Raw genomic sequence first — 21,174 nt, forward strand, 5'->3', positions numbered from 1 at the left:
TGCGGGGTGCTTCACGGAGGCGGGTCCAGGGGCCTCTGCCCGAGGACGTCCCCCCGGCCGCGCCGGTTCCTGCCGTCACGGTTCAACCGCCGCAACAGCGCATCCGCGTCGAGGTGTTCAGGGTCCCATGTCAGGCACTTCCCCAGGGCCTCAATCGCCTCATCCCGCTCCCCGCGCCGGTCGAGCTCCACGGCGTGCCGGTAGGTCCGTTCGGCGAGCAGGCCGCGTACGCGCACGTTGGTCGGGTCGTGGTTGTACGCGCAGTTGAGCCACTGCTCGGCGGCGGCGAAGTGCTCGGGCGCCATGTCGGCCATCGCCGCCGCGCAGTGCACGTCGATCATCGCGTCCAGCACGTCGGCGCCGGTCGGCCGGGTCGCCGCGTCCTGCCAGGCGATGTGCGCGGCCTGCACGGCGTGGTCGTACCTGCCGAGCGACAACAGGGTCTTGGCGCGGTCGAGTTGGCGCCGCGACGCGAGGTCGAGGACCGGGGCGGGGGCGTGCTCGGGCGCCGGGGACGGGAGGGGTGCGGGGGCGGGCGGGGTGCGCTCCGGCGCGGGGCGGCGGGACGGGGCGCGGTCGGACGGGGCGCGGTCGGACGGGGTCAGGGGGCGGTCCAGGGAGGCGAGCAGTTCCTGGGCCTCGGCGATGATCTCGCGCAGCAGCGTGGCCGCCTCCGCCGTTCTGCCCTGACGGCGCAGCAGCCGCGCCCGCTCCAGGTCAGGGGCCCCGCCGCCGTGCGGGGCGAGGCGCGGATCGGGCGCGGGGCCCGCCTCGCGGACGGCCCGCGGGTCTGCGGCGCCCCCGTCCCGCCGTACGGTGCTCTCGCCCGCGCTGATCTCCCGTACGCCGTTCTCCGGAGCACCGTGCTCCCGTACGGCGCCCTGCCCCCCCGCGCCCCCCGGCTCCCCGTCCTCCGCGCCCACCACCAGCGTCGCCGCGAGCGGCGGGGCGTCGGAGAGGGTGTCGTGGGACGAGGCGTCCGGCTCCAGCGGGCCCTCCTCCAGGGCGGCGGGGCCCGAGGAGGCCGCGCCGCCCGCGAGGCGCACCGCGTGCTTCAGCGCGCCGAGGGCCAGGAGCTCCGGCGGCGCCTGCACGCTCCGGCCGCCGAGCCCGGCCACCCGCGAACGCACCTGCTCCATCAGTGTGTTGCCGCCCACGAGCAGCAGCGTGTCGACGTCCGCGGGCGTCATCCCCGACTGGTCGAGCAGCGCCCGCGCCCGGTCCAGGGTGCGCCCCACATGACGCTCCAGATAGGTGTCGAGATCCGGCCGCGCGAACCGTACCCACAGGGCGGGCCCGGCGCCGAGCTCCAGGTCGAGGACCGCCGCCGCGGGGCCGTCCGGCGCGCCGAGCGCCTCCCGCGCCTCCTGCCCCCGCGCGCGGAGGTCCTGCCAGACCGCCGCGTCGACCCCGGTGACCGAGCCGGCGCCCCGGTGCCGGCGCAGCAGCCGCACCGCCGACGACAGCGCCTCCGCGTCGAAAGCGCGTCCCCCCGACGTCGCCCCGCCCTCGTAGCCGAGCGAGCGGAAGTGGCCGCGCACACTGCGGATCAGGCCGAGCTCGAACCCCTCGTACCCCATGCCGTAGACCAGGCAGGTGCCGCTGTCCCGGTCCGTCATGTGGCCGATCACCGCGGCCATGGAGTCGCTGACGAGCCGGGCCGGTTCGAGGCCCGCCTCGTGCGCCGCGTCCCGCAGCGCCGCCCGCTGCGCCGAGCCGAAGTGCGCGGGAACACTGATCACGGTCTGGGTCACGCGCCCCGGCGCCGCCGCCTCCACCCGCTCGCGTACCGACCGCAGCAGACGCACCACGATCCGGTCCGCGTCGACCGGCTTCCCGCCGAGGTGGACCGGGCGGCCGCTGCCCAGGCGGCTCTTGAGGCTCGGGAAGGTCACCGGCAGTTCGCCCGCCTCGGCCGGCTCGCACAGCAGCCACGGCCCGTCGCCCCACTCCGGCACCAGGCGCCGTCCCGGCCCGCCCGGCAGTGCGTGGAGCGCGCGGATGCCCGTGGCGCCGAAGTCGATGCCGAGGCTGACGGGCGCCGGGCGGGTCTGCGTCATCCGCCCGCCGTCTCGTCGGCGAACCGCAGGATGCCCTCGTAGTCCGGCTTGTCGGGCAGGATCGGCACGGCCCGCTCGGACTGGGCCACCGCCACCAGGTTGACGAGGTTGCGGGCCTGCTGGGCGGTCTGCACCCGGTTGCCCTGCCGGTGGGCCTGCTTGACGTACTCGACCGCTTCGTTGATCTGCCGGACCGTGTCCGGCGGCGCGCCCTCCGAGGCGAGCTCCGCCTGCCGGAACTGGCTCGCCAGGCCGCACTGGCGGTACATGTCGTCGAGCAGCAGCTCGGTCAGCCGCTTGTACTCACCGCTGTCGCCCATCGCCGCCGCCCGCTGCGCCTGCTCGATGTCGCGGCGCACCTTCATGGCCTGCACCGGCTCGATGTAGGGCCCGTACCGCCTCAGGAAGTGGTCGGCCTCCCGCTCGGCGTAACCGAGCTGTTCGCGCAGCACCGCGCTGTCCAGCTCCTCGACGGGCTCGGGGGGCGGGGTGCGCGGCTTCTCCCGGTTGGGCGTGGCCTCCAGGGTCATGTCGGTGCCGCGCACGGAGATCCGCACCGTGATGATCCGGTCCGCCGAGTAGTTGAAGGAGACGTCCACCTGGCGGTTGACCTCGATCTCCTGCGGCAGCTCGAACTCGACGACGCCCTGCTCGTGGTTCTCGCTCGCCACCTTGCTGTCGCCCTCGTAGACCGGCACCCGGATGCGGCGGCTGTCGGTGGCGTGGAAGGTGCGCTGGCGCGGCTCGGAGAGCGGGTACGGCGAGCCCGCCTCGATGATCTCCACGAAGACGTCGCGCTGGCCGCCCTTGATCGCGGCGATGCCCATCGCCATCGGCGTCGACTCGTACAGACCCGTGTCGCCCTTGGAGCGCCCGTCGGCCAGGCTGCGGCCGCACGCCGTGCAGACGTCGGAGCCGTAGTCGTTGAGCTTGGCGCACTCCGGGTCCGAGCACTCGACGCCGTGCAGCGTCTCGGCGAGCACGCCCGCGCCGAAGGCCACGCACTCCATGGGGTTGATGTTCCGGCGCACCTTGTCCGCGCCGAAGAACGCCTCGACCGCCTCGTACACCGGCCGCGTGAGCGTGCCGCCGCCCACCAGGAGCACGTCGGAGATGTCGTCGGTGGAGAGTTCGTAGCGGGCCAGGGACTCCTGCACCAGGCTCATGGTCCTGGACACCAGCGGCGCGATCATCGACTGGAACTCGCCGCGCGTCAGCTTCATCTCGACGTCCAGGACGCCGTTCTCGCTGCGGTACGCGGCCGGGATCACGATGTACGTCTCGGGCAGGTCGTTCAGCTCCCGCTTGGCGCGCTCGGCCGCCTTCTTCGCCTGGAACAGGAACGCCTTGTCCTCGGCCGGATCGACGTGGTGCTCCTCGCGCATCCACGCGATGATCCGCTCCACGATCGCCAGGTCGAAGTCGTCGCCGCCCAGCCAGATGTCGCCGGCCGCCCGCAGCACCTGGAACTGGCTCCTGCCCTCCTTGTCCTTGACCGTGTTCAGGATCGAGATGTCGAAGGTGCCGCCGCCCAGGTCGTAGACGAGCACCCGGCTGCGCGCACCGCCCGGCTTGTGCAGGCCGAAGGCGACCGCGGCCGCCGTCGGCTCGTCGACGATCTTCTTCACGACCAGGCCGGCCTTCTCGGCGGCCTCGCGCGTGGCGGCGCGCTGCGCGTCCCTGAAGTAGGCGGGCACGGTGATCACGGCGTGCGTCACGGGCTCGCCGAGGACCCGCGAGGCGTCCCTGACCAGCTTGTCCAGGATCACGCTGGAGATCTCCGCGGGGGTCCGGGCGCGCCCGCCGAGCAGTACGTACGCGCGCGGGTCCTCGTCGGGGCCCGCCACGATGTCGTAGCTCATCCGGTCCCGCGCCTTGATCACCGGCGCGTCGGCGAAGTCCCGGCCCATCAGGCGCTTCACGGAGACGATGGTCTCCTTGGGCTGCCTCACCGCCCAGTTCAGCGCGTCCTCACCGACCAGCGGCTGGTCCTTGCCCTCGCGGTGCACGACGCCGACGACGGACGGCGTGAGCCGCTCGCCCTTGCTGTTGGTCAGCACCGCGATGTCCGCGCGGTGCGGATCGTGGGCGGCGACCGCGCTGTTGGTGGTGCCGAGGTCGATGCCGATGGCCTTCATTCCCGATCCGTCCCTTGCTCCGTGCCGCCCTCGACGGCGACGACCACCCGGGCGGCGCGCAGCACTTGCCCCCGGTATCGATACCCGCGCTGCAGAATCTCAAGGACCTCGTCGCCGTCCGTTCCGGGCGGCGCGGCCCGCACCTCGGTGATGTGGTGCGTCGCCGGTTCGGCCCGCTCGCCGACGCGCCCGACGCGTTCGAGCCCTTCCGCCGCCAGGTCCCGCTCCAGCTGCCCGGCCACCAGCGCCAGGCTCGCGCGGTACGTCTCCACGTCGCTCGCCGCGCCGTCGGCGAGGAGCCGGTCGAAGCAGTCGATGACGTCGGCGCAGCGCAGCAACAGCCGTTCGGTGAGCGCCCGGTGGGCAGCGTCACGGGCGGCCAGCGCGCGGGCGTGCTCGTACCGCTCGTAGGCGAGCCGGGCTACCGGGTCAGACATCGAACCGGATCAGGTCGTCGAGGAGGCGTGCGACGGCCTCCTCCGGGAGGGGATCGCCCGGCGGGACCCGCCCGGTGCCTTCGGCGGCCAGCTCCCGGTCGATGTCGGCGGCGGCCGACGGGAGTTCGGCCGCCAGGTCCACGTCGTACAGGAGCAGGTCGACGAGCAGTCTGCGGCGCACGCCGCGCACCTCGTCCCACGCCTGCTGGGCGGCGGGCGTCATCAGGTGCCGGGCCAGCAGCTCGAAGGAGACGTCCTGCATGTCCTTGTGCGTCGTCCAGGGGGTGACGCCCGCCGGGGCGAGCACCTCGTAGGGGGACGGTCCGCCCCCGCCCGGGGAAGGATCCTCGATCACGCGACGCTGCCTCCTGCTTCGTTGTCGTGGGCTTCGGTCCGGGCGGCGAGTTCGGCGAGCCAGCGCCGGGCCGCGCCGAGCAGGGCCCGTCTGATCCGGCTGTCGGTGGGCTCCGCCCGGGTGGCGCGGATCAGGTGGTGCAGGGCCCACAGGATGTCGCCGCCGAGCAGCGCCCGCTCGGCCCGGCCGGTCAACTCCGCCGCCCAGGACGGCAGATCGTCGTCGTCGGGCGGGGTCTCCTGGCCGTCGCTGCGGATCAGGTCGCCCATGCCCTCGACGCCGAGGTGCCGGGTGATCAGCTTCTCCATCTCGTCGAGGGCCTCGCCGAGCGTCTCGCGGTAGCGGTGCGTCAGTGCCTGCCCCAGGCCCACGTCGAGCAGGCCGAGCGCCTCGTGGAGCAGTCTCAGGCGCGCGGGCACCTCGTACGTCCGCTCGTCCAGGGTGAAGACCAGGGCGCGCGCGAGATTGTCGCGGGCGTGGCTGGACTCGGGGTTGAGGGCGAGCGCCCTGCGCAGGTCGGCCTCGGCGCCGCCCATGTCGGAGCGCATGCCGTGCTTGGTGCGGGTGTAGCCGCGCCACACGCCGCGCATCGACAGCAACGCCGAGAGTTTCGCGTGCAGTTGGCTCAGGAGCTCGCGTTCGAGCGGATACAGCACGCCGATGGCCGACTCGACGAGCGTGACCGCCTCGTCCAGGCAGCTGCCGAGTTGGACGCCCTCCTCGTCGGTGAGCGCCTCGACCCGGCCGAGCACGGTGCGGACCACGGCCTTCTTGGAGCGGGCCTGCATCCCCGCGTTGCGGGAGACCTTCACCAGTTCGTCCCAGTGCGCCAGCGCCTCGTCGAGCCCGCCGTCGCCGCGCGTCAGGGCGGTCCTGGCGAGTGCGAGGCGCACGTGCACGGCGAGTTCGACGCCGTCCTGGAGGAGGCGCGCGTGGCGCCGCGGGAGGCGGACGTAGGCGGGGTTGCGCGCCAGGAAGTCCTGGCAGTGGTCGCACGTCTCGGTGTGCCCCGCCCGCGCCGCGGGCCCCGCGCAGTCCTCCGGCAGGGTGATCAGCGTGCGGAAGACCGGCAGCGAGCGCAGCGCAGCCCCGAACTTGCGCACCTCGCAGAGCGCGAAGCTCTGCGCCAACTCCGAGAAGGACCAGCGCAGTTCGCGCACCGCGGACTCGCCGGGGTCCTTGCCCTGCTGGGCGGCCGCGTCGAGGGTGGCGACGAGTTCGGCGAGCGGCTCCTGGAGCCCCAGGAGGCGCAGGTAGCGCGGCCCGCAGGCCAGCGTGGCGCCCGCGCCCGGCACGGACGGCAGGCCGCCCACGTCCTTGAGGACCCGCGCGCCGCCCAGCTCGGACTCCAGGAGGGCCGCCAACGCCTGGTAGGCGTCGGCCTGTTGGGGCCGCTCCTGCTCGGTGTGCCGCTGCTCGTAGGCCGACAGCTGCCCGAAGAGGTGCTGGCTGAGCTCCCAGCGCAGCGACGCCATGTCGTCGTGCGTCAGGTCGCGCCGGTAGGCGGCGGCACGCTCGGCGCGCCAGCCGTCCCAGTACTCGTCGTCGCTGAGCAGCGTCGCCCAGAACGCGAGCGCCGCCTCCCAGGCGTGCACCGCGTGCTCCCACGCCCCGCTCTGCTCCAGCTCCTGCGCCTGCCACAGCCGGGCGGCGGCGAGCCCGTGCACCACCGCCATGTCGCCGGGCGCCTCCTTCAGCCGCCGCTCCCACTCGGCGGCGGCCGCCTCGCGGCCCCGGGCGAGGAGCAGCAGCAGCGGGGCGTCCTGCGGCGAGCGCTCGCACAGGGCGTCCAGGAGTCCGGGCCCGTCGTCCGGCGAGAGCCCGGCGAGTGCGGCGCGCAGCGCGTCGGGGGAGTGCCAGCGATAGAGCAGCGCGTCGAGCTGGAGGCGCCGGCCGGGCAGCCGCAGCCGCTCCAGGGCGACGCGCTCGTGCCACGACATGGTGCCGCGCTCCAGGAGGGTGTACGAGGCGTTCTTCACGACGTCCATGGAGGCGCCGGGGTCGACGCCCGCGTCCCGGAGGGCGAGGTACGGGAACGCCTGGTCCCGTACGGCGAAGGGATCGGCGACCAGGGGAGCGCTGGTCAGTCCGTCCGCCCAGGGCAGCAGCCCGATGAGCCGCCGGAGCCTGCGGCACCGCACGTCGGCCCGGTCCAGGACGCCGCCCGCCCTCTCGTACGCGGCGACGGCACCGCTCCACCACCCGGCCGCCTCCAGCAACCGCCCCTCGGCGTAGTCCAGATGGGCGTCCGCGTCCCGGTACCCCGGGCACTGCCGGAAGGCGTCGGCGGCCCGCTGCCACTCCTGGTGGGCGTCGGCGAGGCGGCCCCGGGCGTAGGCGGCGACGGCGGGCGCGTCGCGGTGCGGCCCCAGGGCGTCTGCCTCGGCGGCCGACGCGGCCCAGTCCGCCTCGGCCTCGGCGGCCCGCACGCGCGCGTACCGCCCCCGCACGGCGGCGTCCGCGCCGCACCCCTCCGCCGACTCCAGCGCCGCGTAGGCCTCGGCGACCCGCTGCCAGGCCTCGGCGTCCCCGGCCGCCTCCTCGCCGAGACGCGCCCGCACGTAGCGCTCCCGGACCTCGCAGTCGGCCCAGTCGCGGTCCAGCTGCCGGTACGCGTCAAGGGCTTGTGCCCACCGCCCGGCCAGCTCGTGGGTACGGGCGAGGGCGTACCGGTAGAGGTGGAGGGGCTCGTGGTCGGGGGGCGGGGTGTCGGGCGTGTCCTGGGGTGCGGCGCCGGGTGCGGGGCCGGGCGGGGCGTGGGGCGGCCGGTCGGGCGGCTCCGGAGCGCCGTCGGGGAAGGCGCGGCCGTGGATCTCGCAGGCCGCCGCCCAGTCACCGTTCTCCTCCGCCCGGCGGCCCTCGGCCTTGCGGCGGAGGGCGGCCACCGCACCCTCGCGGGCCTCGTCCGGAACGCCGGTGAGGAGGCTGAGGACCGCCGCCCAGTCGCCCCGCAGATCGGCGGCCACGCGCGCGCGTGCGTACAGGCGCCGGACGCGCACCTCGCCGCCCGCGTACGTGTCGGGCAGCCGGCCGAACCCGTTGATGACACCGTTCCACTGCCCGCGCGCGTCGGCGGCCCGCCCGCGGGAGTACAGCACCTGGTCGGGTACGTCGGCCAGCTCCGACGGCAGCCCCACGAACAGTGCGAGCGCGTCGTCCCACAGCTCCCGCGCCTGACACAGCCGCCCACGGGCGTACGCGTAGAGGTCGCGGGCGTCGGCGGGTACGCGGTCGTGGGCGCCCGGCGGGCTCGCGGGCCGGGCGGGCCGACCGGGGCGATTCGGTGGGTCCGGCGCCCCGTCGGCGCCTTGGGGGCCGTTCTGGAGGCGATTCTGGAGGCCGTTCGCCTCGTGCTCCACGACGTCCGCACGCCCGGCGCTGTCCGGCTCACCGCCACCGCCACCGCCCCCCGTCGCCTGCGCGCACTCCCCGAACGCCTCCGCCGCCGCACCCCAGTCACCCGCCTGCGCCGCCAACTGCCCCTCCGCGTAACGCCGCAGGGCCCGCGTGGCGCGGTAGTCGGCGGGAAGCGGCGTCAGCTGGGACAGGGCGGCCGGCCAGCGGCCGGACTCCATCGCGGTCAGCGCCGCCTCGTACACGCGGTGGCGCAGGTCACCCAGGTGCGGTTCGGTGTCCCAGTCCCGCGCGGCCGCCGCCGACAGGTCCGTCAGCGCCTCCGCGAAGCGGCCCGACTCCGCCGCGCCCCGCCCCCGTACGTACAAGAGGCGCACCGCGCTGTCCAGGAAGCCGTCGGCCGCCGCGTACCCCTCCGCCGCAGCGCCCCACAGCCCCGCCGCGTCGGCGGCCCGCCCCGCCGAGTAGCCGCTCCAGGGGCGGTGGCCGGGCCCCGCCTGCGCGAAGGCGTCGCGCGCCGCGGCCCAGTCCCCGGCCTCCGCGGCCGCCCGGCCCCGCGCGTACGCCGCCCGCGCCGCCGCGTCGTCGAGCCCCGCACAGGCGGCGTACGCGGACTCCGCCGCCCGCCAGTCCTCGCGCGTCTCGGCCGTCCGCCCGGCCACGTAGGAGACCCACGCCGTGGCCGTCCCGTGGCCCGGGCGCAGCGCGAGGACGGCGGTGTACGCCTGGGCCGCCGCGTCCCATTCGCCCGCCTGCCGCGCCCGCTCGGCGGCCTCGCAAGTCAGCGCCACGTGCAGCTCGTCCCGCGCCGCCGCGAGCCGTTCGGTGACGTCCCGCAGCCCGCCGGGCCGGGCCGCGAGTGCCTCTTCGTAGCGCTCGATCGCCGTGGACCAGTCGGCCGTCGCCTCCGCGGCGCGCGCCTGCTCGACGAGCGCGGCGAGCCGCCGCAACTCGGCCACCTCCACCTCCAGGGCGCCGGGCACCGCGCCCGGCAGGCGCTCGCGCACCACGGCGAGCTGCGCCTCGGCGCCCGCCGCGTCGCGCTCCGCGGCGAGCAGGCCGCAGAGCCTCTCCAGCTCGGGCCAGGCCTGCTCGAAGGCCGCCTCCGCCCGCATCCGCCGCTGCTCGTCGGCGTAGTTCTGGGTCGGCGCGCTGAGGATGCGCTGCACCTGCTCCCAGTGGCCCAGGTCGCGCTGGAAGCGGGCCGCGCCGATCAGCACGGCCGAGCCGACGTGCCCGACGGGGCTGTGGAAGGTGCGCAGCGCGTCCGCGCCCTCGCGCAGCGGGTCCGCCACCGCACCGGCCCCGAAGTCGTCGTCCCGCACCTCGCGCGCCTTGAACAGCCACCCCTGCCGGCACTCCTCGTGCAGGAACAACGCGGGGGTCGCCCACTCCACGGCCGTGTGCTCCGGCTGGTGGTAGATGCGCAGCCGCGCCGCGGCCATGGCCTCGTCGACGGTCTTGTTGGCCGCGATGCCCTTCAGGAGCTCGGGGCTGAACGTGCCCGCGGCGACGTCGCTGACCCGCCCCCGCATCGCCACCACGGCGGGCACCCCGCCTCCGATCAGGGCCTGCGCGAGCCCGGAGAAGGGCTCCAGGCGCGAACTGTCGGCGCCGGAACAGAGGTTGAGCGCGACCAAGCGGAGCCGCCGCGCGTTCAGCAGGGTGGCGCTGAGCAGATCCGCGGGCACCCGGTCGACGCCGCCGCTCTCCGTCTCCAGGGCCACCACGCCCTTGCCGAGCTCCTCGTCGTACGCCCCGTGCGCGATCAGCAGCACGGCCGTGGGGAGGTCGGGGTGCGCGCCGAGCGCCGCGTCGAGGCTCGCGCGCGTCGTCCGCTCCAACACCGTAAGCTGTACGGCCACTTCGGGGAGGTCCCGGCGGAGCGCGGCCACTTCCTCGGCGGCCCGCAGCGGGGCGAGACCCCGAGGAGAAGCGCAGGCCACCAGGAGGCGGATCACGCTGGGTTCGTCCGCGGGTTCGGGAAGCCGCTGCCCCAAGGGGCCGCCGGGCAGTGAACGGACCAGGGAATAGCCGTGGTTGAGGGCGAGGGTCTGCTGCGGGCTGCCGGGCGGCGCGCACAGCGACTCCAGGGGGAGGTCGCGCAACTCGGGAGGGAGGTCGAAGCGGATCCGCAGCCCGCGCGAGGGACGCATCCGCTGGGCGCGGTCGAAGGCGGCTTCGACGCAGACGCCGACGTGGGTTCCGACGCACATCCCGGCGGGCGCGCCGCCTGCCTGGACGCCCGCGCGGACCCCTGCCCCGCCCCCGCCACACGGTGCCTCGGCGCCCCCTTCCGCCACCGTCGGCCCTCCGTCACCGAACAGCAGCCGGAACACACCCCGTCCCAGCGCCCGCAACTGGGGCACGGCGTGCTGCTCGCCCATCGGCCCGTACCCGAGCTCCGCAGTGATCAGCCGGTCCCACTGCTCGCGGAATGCCGCAGGCTCCCCGCCGACCGCGATCACCTCGGCCGCGCACGCCGGGCCGTTGGCGGTCAGCAGATAGCGGGCCGCGCCGACGCGGCGGACCCGGATGCGCAGTTCCTCGTAGGCGAGCACGGCCGTCACTGCTCGCTCTCGTCGGTCTGCCACATCACGTGGTCGAGGTCGGCGACCGCGGCCTCCCGCTGCTCCTCCAGGTCGGGGTCGTCCGGGAAGTGCGCGAGCGCGGCGGTGAGCTGGTCGATGGCCTCGCGCAGGGTCTCCCGCGCGCCCGACAGGCTGCCCGAGCTCCAGCGTGCGGCGGCGAGGCCGCGCAGCACCATGCCGAGGCTGACCTGGGGCCGCAGCAGATGCGGGTTGAAGGCGACGGAGCGGCGCAGGTCGGCGGCGGGCCGGTCGAGCGGGGTCTCCTCGTCGTTGGCCAGGAAGATCCCGCGGTCGGCAAGAACCCGGGCCAACTGCCCTTCGAGGCGCCCGCGTTCATTGGCCCCGATCACGGAGCGTGTCACGTCGAGCGTGGCGACCGCGAGACTCAGCCGCCCCTCGCGGTGCGCCGCACGCGCCGCGCCGAGCGCCATGTCGACGATGGCGGTCTGCGTCTCGCGGTACCGGTCCAGCTCCCTGCTGTGCACCAGCGCGCGGCGCCAGTACGCGGCGGCGGCCCGGAAGTCCGGCCGCACAGCGGTCATTTCGGTGCGTCCCATGCTGAGCCGCGCCTCCAGGGCCAGGCCGCGGGCGTCGAGAGCGAGCCTGCGGTGCTTGTCGGGGAGCCCGGCGTAACCGGGGTTCAGCTCGTCGAAGCGCGCACACCCCGGCTCGCAGACGGCCCCCGTGCCCGGGCCGCCGCGCGCCCGGCAGTCGGCGCAGCGCAGCTCACTGAGGGCGGCGAGGGCGTCGGCGGCCTTGTCGAGCCCCAACAGGAGCTGGGCGAAGCCGAGTTCGGAGAAGGCGTACGTGAGGGAGGGGTACGAGGACTCCGCGTCGTGCGCGGCGGCGAAGGCGCCGAACTCCGCGGTTCTGCCGAGCTCGGCGATGCGCAGCGGGCCGCAGACCAGCGGCGCGCCGCCCCCGGCGGACGGAAGGCCGCCGGCCGCCGCGAGCAGTTTCGCGGCGTCGGCCTCGCGCTGGAGCAGGGGCCCCGGCGCGACGCGCGTCCCGGCGTCGTCGCCGGGCATGCGGCGTTCGAGGACCTCGCGCAGTCCGGCGCGCAGGGCGGGCACGAGGGTGGACTCGACGGCGACGCCGTACCGCCGGGCGGCGGAGCCGAGCACGTGCCCCCAGAAGCGGGCATCGTGCAGCAGGGCGGCCCAGGCGGCGACGCATCGCTCCCACCCCGAACCGGGGTGTTCCGCAGGCGAGTTGAGCAACGCGAGGGCGAGGGTGTGGGTGACCCGGTGATCGGCGGGGTCGTGCCGCACAGCATCCCCGAGCAACGAAACGGCACGCGCGCGCCGCCCGGCGCGCAGGAGGGCGACGGCGTAGAGGGGGGTGTGGGGCCAGGCTGGGGGGCGGTCCTGCTGAGTGAGGCCGACGGCCGGCGAGGCGCCGGCTCCGGGGCCGGGACGGCCTGCTCGGGTGGCGTGGTGCGGCTGGGGGAGGGCGGCCGGCGGTGAGGTGCGGTCGTCCGGCGCGGGGCCGCCTTCGCGGGCGGGGTCGTCGCTCTGGTCGTGTCGGTTTCCTGGTGGGGGTGCGGCTGCCTGTGTGGCTCGGTGCGCTGGTCGGGGGCCGGCTTCGGGTGCCGTGGGGCCGCCCTGCCCGGGTGCGTCCCCTCGCGTGGCGTCGTCGCTCTGCCCGGCCCCGCCTTCCGGAGCAGCTCCGCCCCGCTGACCGCCTCCGTCCCTCCAGCCGACTTCGACCCCCCGAGCCGCTTCGATCAGCTCCCCGGCCCGCTGCCACCCCTCGGCGGCTCGCGGCCCCCTTCGCCGGTCGTCGGCGGGTTCGGCCGAGGCCGACAGGGCGGTGACGGCCGCCCTGCGGAGCCGTAGCGCCACCTCGCGCGCGGGGCGGGCCGTCAGAGCCGCCAGTACCCAGTGAGCCTCGTCGTCCAGCGGGCCGGTCAGGGCCGCGGCGCGCAAGTCGCTGAGCGCGGCCTCCCGGTCACCCGCGCGAGCGCGGACGAACGAGCGCTGGACGAGACTGCGGCGGTGCGGGACGGCACAGGCGAGGGACGCGCTCAGGTGCTGCTCGGCGGCCGCGAGATCCCCGCGGTGCGCGGCCGCGCAGCCCAGCCAGTGCAACGGCCCCGACGCGGCGGGACGCAGGGCGCGTGCCCGCTCGAACTCGGCCTCGGCGCCGTCGGTCTCCCCCCGGGCAAGCAGCACGCGCCCCGCACCGGTCAGCGCCCGCGCACGGACCCGAGCGGCACCTTCCGCCCGCGGTCCACCGAGTCCACGGTTCCCGGCCTGCGCGGCGCCTTCAAGGAGGTCGCCCTCATCAACCGGACCCGCTGCGGTGGCACCTGCCGCACCCGGACCACCGCGCCCACCGTTCCCGACTCTCGCGGCGCCGTCGTGAAGCCCGCCCTCGGTAGCGGGACTTCCCGTGGTGCCGCCTCCCGCACCCGGGTCACCGCTCCCCACCTGCGCGGCGCCTTCAAGGAGGTCGCCCTCACCAACCGGACCCCCCGCGACATCACCCCCCGCCCACGCCAGCGCAGCGAAAAAGTGGTGCTCCGCCGTCGAGGTCGCGCCCCGCGACAACGCCGACTCCCCGTCGGCGCACGCCTGTTCGGCGCGGGACAGGTCCAGGTCCGTACTCGCGGTCCGCGCAGTCACAGTCAGCCCCCGATCCGCGGCGGCCGGCCCGCCGCGTCCTTCGCCGGCGGGTCAGCCGGCGGCCTCGTCCAGGAGGGAACGCCAGCGTCCCTGGGCGCGGTCGTAGTGCAGCGGTCCCACCGTGTACCCGGTCAGGTCCAGTGCGGCGAGCAGCGCGTACGCCTCGGCGGGCAGGTCGGGCTCCAGGACGACGTCGAGCCCGGTGGCCGCGTCCTGCAGAACGATCGGCCGCACCGCGCCCGCGGCGTCCAGGGCGCCGGGGCCGGGCGGCGCCGGACGCGCCGTCCGCCGTACGACCCCCTTGAACGCCTCGTACGCGTCCTTGACCGCCTCCGCCCCGAGCCCGCTCAGGAACGCCTGCAGGGGCAGCGACGCCAGGACGATCCACGGAATGTCGGCGGCCCCGCGGTGGTCGACGGTGCGACGGACCCGGACCGGCGGCGCGCCGAGCCCGTCGAACGCGGCGACCAGCTCCCGGCGCAGGTCGTCGGGGACCTCTCGGTCCAGGAGCAGCTCCGCTCGCAGCGGCGCATCGGTCATGGAGGGGCTTCCTTCCGGGGGCGTGGACGGCAGCCTAGGGGCGTGAGTCGTGCGTACGCGGGGAAACCGGTGATTCGGTGGGACGCGATCCGCCGCGCGCGCCCGGACCGGCGCCGAGCGGGCCGGCCCGGGGCAACGCCCCCTTCCCGCGTGCGCCCCCATGCGCCCCCCAACGCCTCCTCACACGCCCCCGATTCACGCGATGGTGCGATCATGTGCGCCGTTGCGGATGGCGGTTGAGGGACCCGGGTAGGGCCGGGCACATGACGCAACCGTTCGAACTGCCGCACTTCTACATGCCGTACACCGCGCGCCTCAACCCGCACCTGGACGAGGCGCGGGCGCACTCCACGCGGTGGGCGCGCGACATGGGCATGCTGGAGGGTTCCGGCATCTGGGAGCAGCGCGACCTCGACGCGCACGACTACGGCCTGCTGTGCGCGTACACCCACCCCGACTGCGACGGCCCGGCACTGTCCCTGATCACCGACTGGTACGTGTGGGTCTTCTTCTTCGACGACCACTTCCTGGACAAGTACAAACGCACCCACGACCGGTCGGCGGGCAAGGCGCACCTGGACCGCCTGCCCCTCTTCATGCCGATGGACCTTTCGACCCCCGTGCCCGAGGCGCTGAACCCCGTGGAGGCGGGCCTCGCCGACCTGTGGGCGCGCACGGTGCCCGCGATGTCCAGGAGCTGGCGCCGCCGGTTCGCCGAGTCGACCGAGCATCTGCTCAACGAGTCGATGTGGGAGCTGTCCAACATCGACGAGGGGCGGATCGCCAACCCCGTCGAGTACATCGAGATGCGCCGCAAGGTGGGCGGGGCCCCCTGGTCGGCGGGCCTCATCGAGTACGCGACCGCAGAAGTGCCCGCGTCCGTCGCCGGTTCCAGGCCGCTGCGCGTCCTCATGGAGACGTTCGCGGACGCCGTCCACCTGCGCAACGACCTCTTCTCGTACCAGCGCGAGGTCCAGGACGAGGGCGAGCTCAGCAATGGCGTGCTGGTCCTGGAGACGTTCTTCGACTGCACGACCCAGGAGGCGGCCGACACCGTCAACGACATCCTGACGTCACGGCTGCACCAGTTCGAGCACACGGCGGTCACCGAAGTCCCGGCGCTGGCCCTGGAGAAGGGCCTCACCCCGCCGGAGGTCGCGGCGATCACCGCGTACGCGCGGGGCCTTCAGGACTGGCAGTCCGGCGGCCACGAGTGGCACCTGCGCTCCAGTCGGTACATGAACGAGGGCGCGCTCGACGCCTCGCCGCTCGCCGGGCCCACCGGCCTCGGGGCGTCGGGGGCCGGTGTGGGGGCCCTGCTGTCGGCGGTCGGGGCGGAGCGGCTGCGGGCCTTCACCCATGTGCCGTTCCAGAAGGTGGGGCCCTCGCGGATCCCCGACCTCTACATGCCGTTTCCGCTGCGGCTCAATCCGGGCCTGGACGCCGCCCGACAGCGGCTCACCGGCTGGGCCCACGGCACGGGCATCCTGGCGGAGGGCGTCTGGGACGAGGACAAGCTCGACGCGATCGACCTTCCGCTGTGCGCCGCGGGGCTCGATCCCGACGGCACGCAGGAGGCCCTGGACCTCAGCTCGCAGTGGCTGGCCTGGGGCACCTACGGAGACGACTACTACCCCCTGGTCTTCGGTCACCGGCGCGACCTCGCCGCCGCCAGGCTCTGCACGGAGCGCCTCGTCGCGTGCATGCCCCTGGAGGGCGAGCCGGTCCAGGTGCCCGCGAACGCCATGGAGCGCGGCCTCGTCGACCTCTGGGCGCGTACCACCCGCGACATGAGCGACGGGCAGCGGCGGACGCTGCGGCACGCCGTGGCGGTCATGACGGAGAGCTGGGTGTGGGAGGTCTTCAACCAGCTGCACAACCGTGTCCCCGACCCCGTCGACTACCTGGAGATGCGCCGGGCCACCTTCGGCTCCGACCTCACCATGAGCCTGTGCCGGATGGGCCACGGTCCCTCGGTGCCGCCCGAGATCTACCGCAGCGGCCCCGTCCGCTCCCTGGAGAACGCGGCCAGTGACTACGCCATGCTCGTGAACGACATCTTCTCGTACCAGAAGGAGATCGAGTACGAGGGCGAGATCCACAACGGCATCCTGGTGGTGCAGACGTTCTTCGGCTGCGACTACCCGGCTGCCCTGCGGGTCGTCCACGACCTGACGACGCAGCGCATGCGGCAGTTCGAACACGTCGTCGCGGTCGAACTCCCCGTCCTCTACGAGGACTTCGCCCTGTCGCAGGAGGCGGGCGCGGCGATCGACGGCTACGTCGCCGATCTGCGGAACTGGATGGCGGGCATCGTGCACTGGCACCGGGAGTGCCACCGCTACGGCGCCGACGACCTGGCGCGGCGGACTCACGGCTTCGTGCCCGACCTGCGGCCGAGGGTGCCCTCGATCGCCGGTCCGCGCTGATCCGGACCGGCATACCGGAGGGCCTCATTCGGGTGGATTCATCCGGAATGCAGGGTTCGCGGAACTTCACTGGGGCGCCAGGAGTCCTTTGAAGTGAAGGCGGCTTCTGACCGGCCGCGACACGGGGGATGGACACGGGGGTGTTCGATCATGACCGACATCATTGAGCGCATCGCGGAACAACTGGTGGACGATGCCGGAGCGGAGGGTGTGGCGGGGCGGCCGGGCTCGGTAGGTGAACTGGCGCCGTTCGTCGCGCCATTGACCGTCCCGCCGGTGCTCAGGCCCGGCTCCGCGGACGTGCGCGAGGCGACGGAGATCGCGCTGCGGCCGACCTGGGTGCGGCTGCATCCGCAACTGCCGCCGACCCTGATGTGGGGGTATGACGGCTCCGTGCCGGGCCCCACCATCGAGGTGCGGCGCGGGCAGCGCGTCCGCGTCGCCTGGACCAACCGCATTCCGGAGGGCGAGTTCCCCGTCACGGCCGTCGAGGTTCCGCTCGGTGACCCGCGGACCGACCCGCCGCCCAGCACGCTGCCCGGCCGCGCGGGCGTCGAGCCGAACAAGGACGTGGCGGCGCTCCCCGCCTGGTCCGTGACGCATCTGCACGGCGCACAGACGGGCGGCGGGAACGACGGCTGGGCGGACAACGCCGTGGGGTACGGCGACGCCCAGCTCTCCGAGTACCCGAACGACCACCAGGCGGTCCAGTGGTGGTACCACGACCACGCCATGAACATCACCCGGTGGAACGTGATGGCGGGCCTGTACGGCACCTACCTGGTCCGTGACGACGAGGAGGACGCCCTCCAACTCCCCTGCGGGGACCGCGAGATCCCGCTGCTGCTCGCCGACCGGAACCTCGACACGGACGAGGGCGACGGCAGGCTGAACGGCCGCCTGCTGCACAAGGTCACCGTCATCGACCCGAAGAACCCCGAGACGGGCAAGCCGGTCTCACTGCCCTTCACGGGCCCGTACACCACGGTCAACGGCCGTATCTGGCCCTACGCCGACGTGGACGCGGCCTGGTACCGCTTCCGCCTGGTCAACGCGTCGAACGCCCGCATCTACGACCTGGTCCTGGTCGACGAGGACAACAACCCCGTGCGGGGCGTCCTCCACCAGATAGGCAGTGACGGCGGACTCCTGCCGCGCCCCGTGCCGGTCGACTTCGAAGGGGCTCTGCCGGCGCTCGCCGTCGCACCGGCCGAGCGCATGGACCTGCTCGTCGACTTCAGGGGACTGGCCGGTCAGCGGCTCCGTCTGGTCAACAAGGGCCGCGCCCAGGCGCCCGGCGTGCCCGACGTCGCGAACGACGTGCGCTATCCGCAGGTCATGGAGTTCCGGGTGGGGGAGTGCGCCGAGCCGGACACCTTCGAGCTGCCGGAGGTCCTCTCGGGCTCGTTCCGCCCGATCACGCACGACATCGAGCACGGCCACCGCCTGATCGTGCTGACCCCGCCCGCCACCAAGGGCGGCGGCGGACACCCGGAGATCTGGGAGATGGCCGAGGTCGAGAAGCCCGGCGACATCCAGGTCCCGACCGAGGGGATCATCCAACTGCGCGGCGATGACGGCAAGGTGAAGACCTACCGCCGGACGGCCCGCACGTTCAACGACGGCCTCGGCATCACCATCGCCGAGGGTGGCTACGAGCAGTGGAGCTTCCTGAACCTCGCGGTGAACCCGCCGGTCCTCCACCCCATGCACATCCACCTGGCGGACTTCCAGCTGCTCGGCCGGGACACCTATGACGTCTCGGGCTTCGACGTCACCGTCGGCGGCACCCGCGCACCGGTCGCCCCCGACCCGCGACGGCCGGTCCCGCTGGCCCCGAACGAGCGCGGCTGGAAGGACGTCTTCCGGGTGCCCGGCGGTCAACTGCTGCGCGTGATGGGCAAGTTCGACGGTGCGTACGGCCGCTTCATGTACCACTGCCACCTCCTGGAGCACGAGGACATGGGCATGATGCGGCCCTTCGTCGTGATGCCGAAGGAGGCCCTGAAGTTCGACCACGGCGCGGGGCACGGCGGCCACGGGGACCACGCGGCCTAGGCGGTCCGGGCGGCCGCCCCGGCGTGCCGCACGGCGGCTCGGGCCAGCGCTCGCACCATGGGGTGCGGCTGCGAGCCGTCGCCGTACAGTTCGGGCTGGAAGAGGGAGGCCAGGAAGAAGGGGTGGCCGGGGAGCTCGGCCAGCCGGACCTGGCCCTCCTCGTCCGTGCCCGTGAAGCGCAGGCCGTGCGCGCGCAGCGTGTCGAGGTGGGCGCTCGGGCCGTAGGAGCAGTGGTAGCGCTCGACGCTCCGGGTGGCGCCGAGGACCGACTCCGCGAGCGAGCCGGGCGTGATCGTCACCGTGCCCTCGTGGCCGACGAGGGAGCAGGCGAGCGGCGCGATGAGCAGGTCGTCGGCGTCGGGGTCGTTCTCGGCGTGCGCGACGCCGGGCAGGCCGCAGACGTTGCGCGCGTACTCCAGGAGCGTGTGCTGGAAACCGCCGCAGGTGCCGAGGAAGGGCACGCCGTCCTCGCGGGCGGTGCGGATCGCGGCCAGCGCCCCCGCCTCGCTGCGGTAGGGGCTGCCCGGCAGCACCCACACGGCGTCGAAGCCGCGCACCGCGTCCGGCTCCGCGGCGTCGGTGGTCGGGATCCAGTACGCGTCGAGGACGAGGCGGTCCTGCGTGGCGAGGGCGTCGAGGAGAAGGGGGATGCGGGTGTGGGCGACGACGTTCGGCGAACGGTCGCCGATCAACGCGACGCGGGCGGTGGGGGAGGGCTCGACGGCAGGGGAGGTGCGGACGGCGGCGGAGTTCCGCGCGGGATCGAAGGTCATGCCGTTCATCCTGGGCGCGACGCTTCGTTCACGTCCAACGATGAAATCTGCACCCTCCATAAGGGTTTCTGATGGGCTGGGTGATCCTTGAGGAATGGACCCGCACCTCCTGCGTACGTATGTGACAGTGGCCCGGCTCGGCTCGTTCTCCGCGGCCGCCCGCGAGCTCGGCTACACCCAGTCCGCCGTCTCCCAGCACATCGCCGCCCTGGAACAGGACCTCGGCGCCGCCCTGCTGACCCGTCGCCCCGTGGCCCCCACCCCGGCGGGCGCACGCCTCCTGGAGCACGCGGGTGCCCTGCTGCTGCGCCTCGACGCGGCCCGCGCCGAGGTCGTCCGCATGGCGGCCGCCCCCGAACAGGGCCTGACGCTCGCGGCCACGCCGACCGCGCTGACCCGGCGTACGGCCGAGGCGCTGCCCCCGGCGGGCGTCACCCTGTCCGTGCTGCCCCGCGAGGAGATACCCGCGGCCGTCGCGACCGGCGCCGCCGACCTCGGCCTCGTCGACGGCCTCGCCGCCCCGAGCGACCCCCTGCGCCTGCCCGACGTCGCACCGTTGACCGCGCGCGGCGTCGCCGAGGAGCCGGTCGCCGTGCTGCTCCCCGAGGGGCATCCGCTGGCCCGCCGCGCAGGGCTGCGCCTCGGCGACCTCGTCGACGCCCGCTGGCTGGACGCCCCCGGCGCCGGGCTCCCGCTGGCCCAACTCCGCGCGGCGAACGGCACATCGGGATTCCGGCCCGCGCTGCGTTACGACGGCACGGACCTGCGCACGCTGGCCGCGCTGGTCGCCGCGGGCCACGGTCTCGCCCTGCTGCCCCACGCGGTGGCGGACGAGGCGCGGGGGACCGTCGCCGTGCCGCTGACGGCACCTCGCGTCGCCCACCGCACGGAACTGCTCCACGCGGGGGCCCTGCGCGGGCCCGCGGCGGCGCTGGCCGCACAGCTGGACGTCACCCGTTCGTGAGGCGTCGCCGCCGGGTCACTCCGGGTAGAGCTGTGGCCGGAGGCGAGCCATGGATCAGACCACGTTGCGTCCCAAGCCGATGCCGGGCCAGTACCCCGGCGAACACCCCGGCAGGAACTCGGGCCGGAACCCGGGCCCGGCTCCCGGAGAGCACCCCGGAGAGCACCCCGGAAAGCACCCCGGGAAGGGCCACCGGCCGCATGCCGTCCGGCGCCGCGGCAGGCGCCTGGTGCCCCTGATCGCCGGGCTGCTGTTCGCGGTGGCCCTGGTGCTCTGCGGCGTCGGGCTCGGCACGGTGAGCGCCACCGTGATCGGCATGAGCAAGCTGGCCGACCTGCAGAAGGCGGCGCAGGGACCCGCCGGCGCTCCCGGCCCCGGACCCGGCGCCCCCGCCCCGGCACCCGGCCCCACCGCTCCCGTCCTCGGCCCCGCTCCCGTCCCTGCCCCCGCGTCTGCCCCCGCCTCCGCCCCCGCCCTCGCGCCGAGACCGGAGGCGCGTCCGCCCGCGGCCCGGTCCAGGAACGCCACCCTCGGCGTCGAGGCCGTCGACGCGCCCAGGGGTGCGGGCGCGCTGCTGGTCGGGGTGCACATCCCCGGCCCCGGGTACACCGCCGGGCTGGTGCGCGGGGACACCCTGCTCGCGTTCGGCACGGCGCGTATCGACTCGGCGGCGGAGCTCGCCTCGGTGGTCGGCGCGGCCCGCCCCGGCAGGCCGGTGACGCTGACGGTGCGCCACCGGCAGGGCGGGCGTCAGGTCCTTTCGGTGCGGCCGGGGGTCGTGACATGACGCCGCGTCGGTAACGGGCTCGCGGTCGTCCGTGGCGGCGGGCAAGATGCAGGCGTAGCCA

The 21,174-nt window shown here is 74.7% G+C and carries 12 protein-coding genes; 4 read left to right on the forward strand and 8 right to left on the reverse strand.

Annotation, left to right across the window (positions count from 1 at the left end; all coding sequences use genetic code 11):
- Positions 1 to 11 precede the first annotated feature (11 nt).
- The 7 genes from ACZ69I_RS28740 to ACZ69I_RS28770 form a co-directional block, all read right to left on the reverse strand.
- Positions 12 to 2,060, reverse strand: coding sequence for an Hsp70 family protein (locus tag ACZ69I_RS28740; RefSeq protein ID WP_470835501.1), 2,049 nt, complete (start codon positions 2,058 to 2,060; stop codon positions 12 to 14).
- Complete coding sequence (locus ACZ69I_RS28745; protein ID WP_470835502.1) at positions 2,057 to 4,198, reverse strand: Hsp70 family protein; 2,142 nt, start codon at positions 4,196 to 4,198, stop codon at positions 2,057 to 2,059. Before ACZ69I_RS28745 ends, ACZ69I_RS28740 begins: the two co-directional genes overlap by 4 nt.
- The gene (locus tag ACZ69I_RS28750; protein ID WP_470835503.1) at positions 4,195 to 4,635 is read right to left on the reverse strand and encodes a nucleotide exchange factor GrpE; all 441 of its coding nucleotides are present in this window, start codon (positions 4,633 to 4,635) and stop codon (positions 4,195 to 4,197) included. Before ACZ69I_RS28750 ends, ACZ69I_RS28745 begins: the two co-directional genes overlap by 4 nt.
- Positions 4,628 to 4,990 (reverse strand): hypothetical protein, encoded by a 363-nt coding sequence (locus tag ACZ69I_RS28755; protein WP_470835504.1) that lies wholly within the window; start codon positions 4,988 to 4,990, stop codon positions 4,628 to 4,630. The genes ACZ69I_RS28750 and ACZ69I_RS28755 overlap by 8 nt, the downstream gene beginning before the upstream one ends.
- On the reverse strand, positions 4,987 to 10,938 hold the full coding sequence (locus ACZ69I_RS28760; RefSeq protein WP_470835506.1) for a CHAT domain-containing protein: 5,952 nt from the start codon (positions 10,936 to 10,938) through the stop codon (positions 4,987 to 4,989). Before ACZ69I_RS28760 ends, ACZ69I_RS28755 begins: the two co-directional genes overlap by 4 nt.
- Positions 10,911 to 13,109, reverse strand: a complete 2,199-nt coding sequence (locus ACZ69I_RS28765; RefSeq protein ID WP_470835507.1) for a tetratricopeptide repeat protein — start codon at positions 13,107 to 13,109, stop codon at positions 10,911 to 10,913. Before ACZ69I_RS28765 ends, ACZ69I_RS28760 begins: the two co-directional genes overlap by 28 nt.
- Before the next feature lie 504 nt (positions 13,110 to 13,613).
- Entirely contained in the window at positions 13,614 to 14,102 is a 489-nt protein-coding gene (locus tag ACZ69I_RS28770; RefSeq protein ID WP_470835508.1) for a hypothetical protein, read from the reverse strand.
- Positions 14,103 to 14,365: 263 nt separating this feature from the next.
- Here ACZ69I_RS28770 and cyc2 point away from each other — a divergent pair, with 263 nt between their 5' ends.
- The gene (cyc2, locus tag ACZ69I_RS28775; protein ID WP_470835509.1) at positions 14,366 to 16,531 is read left to right on the forward strand and encodes a germacradienol/geosmin synthase Cyc2; all 2,166 of its coding nucleotides are present in this window, start codon (positions 14,366 to 14,368) and stop codon (positions 16,529 to 16,531) included.
- Positions 16,532 to 16,681: 150 nt separating this feature from the next.
- A complete protein-coding gene (phsA, locus tag ACZ69I_RS28780) occupies positions 16,682 to 18,589 on the forward strand; it encodes an O-aminophenol oxidase PhsA (RefSeq protein ID WP_470835510.1) in 1,908 nt (635 codons plus the stop codon).
- Here phsA and ACZ69I_RS28785 read toward each other — a convergent pair.
- Positions 18,586 to 19,362, reverse strand: a complete 777-nt coding sequence (locus ACZ69I_RS28785) for a CTP synthase C-terminal region-related (seleno)protein (protein ID WP_470835512.1) — start codon at positions 19,360 to 19,362, stop codon at positions 18,586 to 18,588. The genes phsA and ACZ69I_RS28785 overlap by 4 nt on opposite strands.
- Positions 19,363 to 19,456: 94 nt before the next feature.
- Between ACZ69I_RS28785 and ACZ69I_RS28790 the strand changes: the two genes are divergently transcribed.
- Both ACZ69I_RS28790 and ACZ69I_RS28795 read left to right on the forward strand, forming a co-directional pair.
- On the forward strand, positions 19,457 to 20,326 hold the full coding sequence (locus tag ACZ69I_RS28790) for a LysR family transcriptional regulator (RefSeq protein ID WP_470835513.1): 870 nt from the start codon (positions 19,457 to 19,459) through the stop codon (positions 20,324 to 20,326).
- Positions 20,327 to 20,375: 49 nt separating this feature from the next.
- Positions 20,376 to 21,113 carry a PDZ domain-containing protein gene (locus ACZ69I_RS28795; RefSeq protein WP_470835515.1) on the forward strand — a complete coding sequence of 246 codons (738 nt, stop codon included), beginning with the start codon at positions 20,376 to 20,378 and terminating at the stop codon, positions 21,111 to 21,113.
- Positions 21,114 to 21,174: the final 61 nt, after the last annotated feature.

The organism is Streptomyces sp. NPDC036815, from assembly GCF_055609205.1.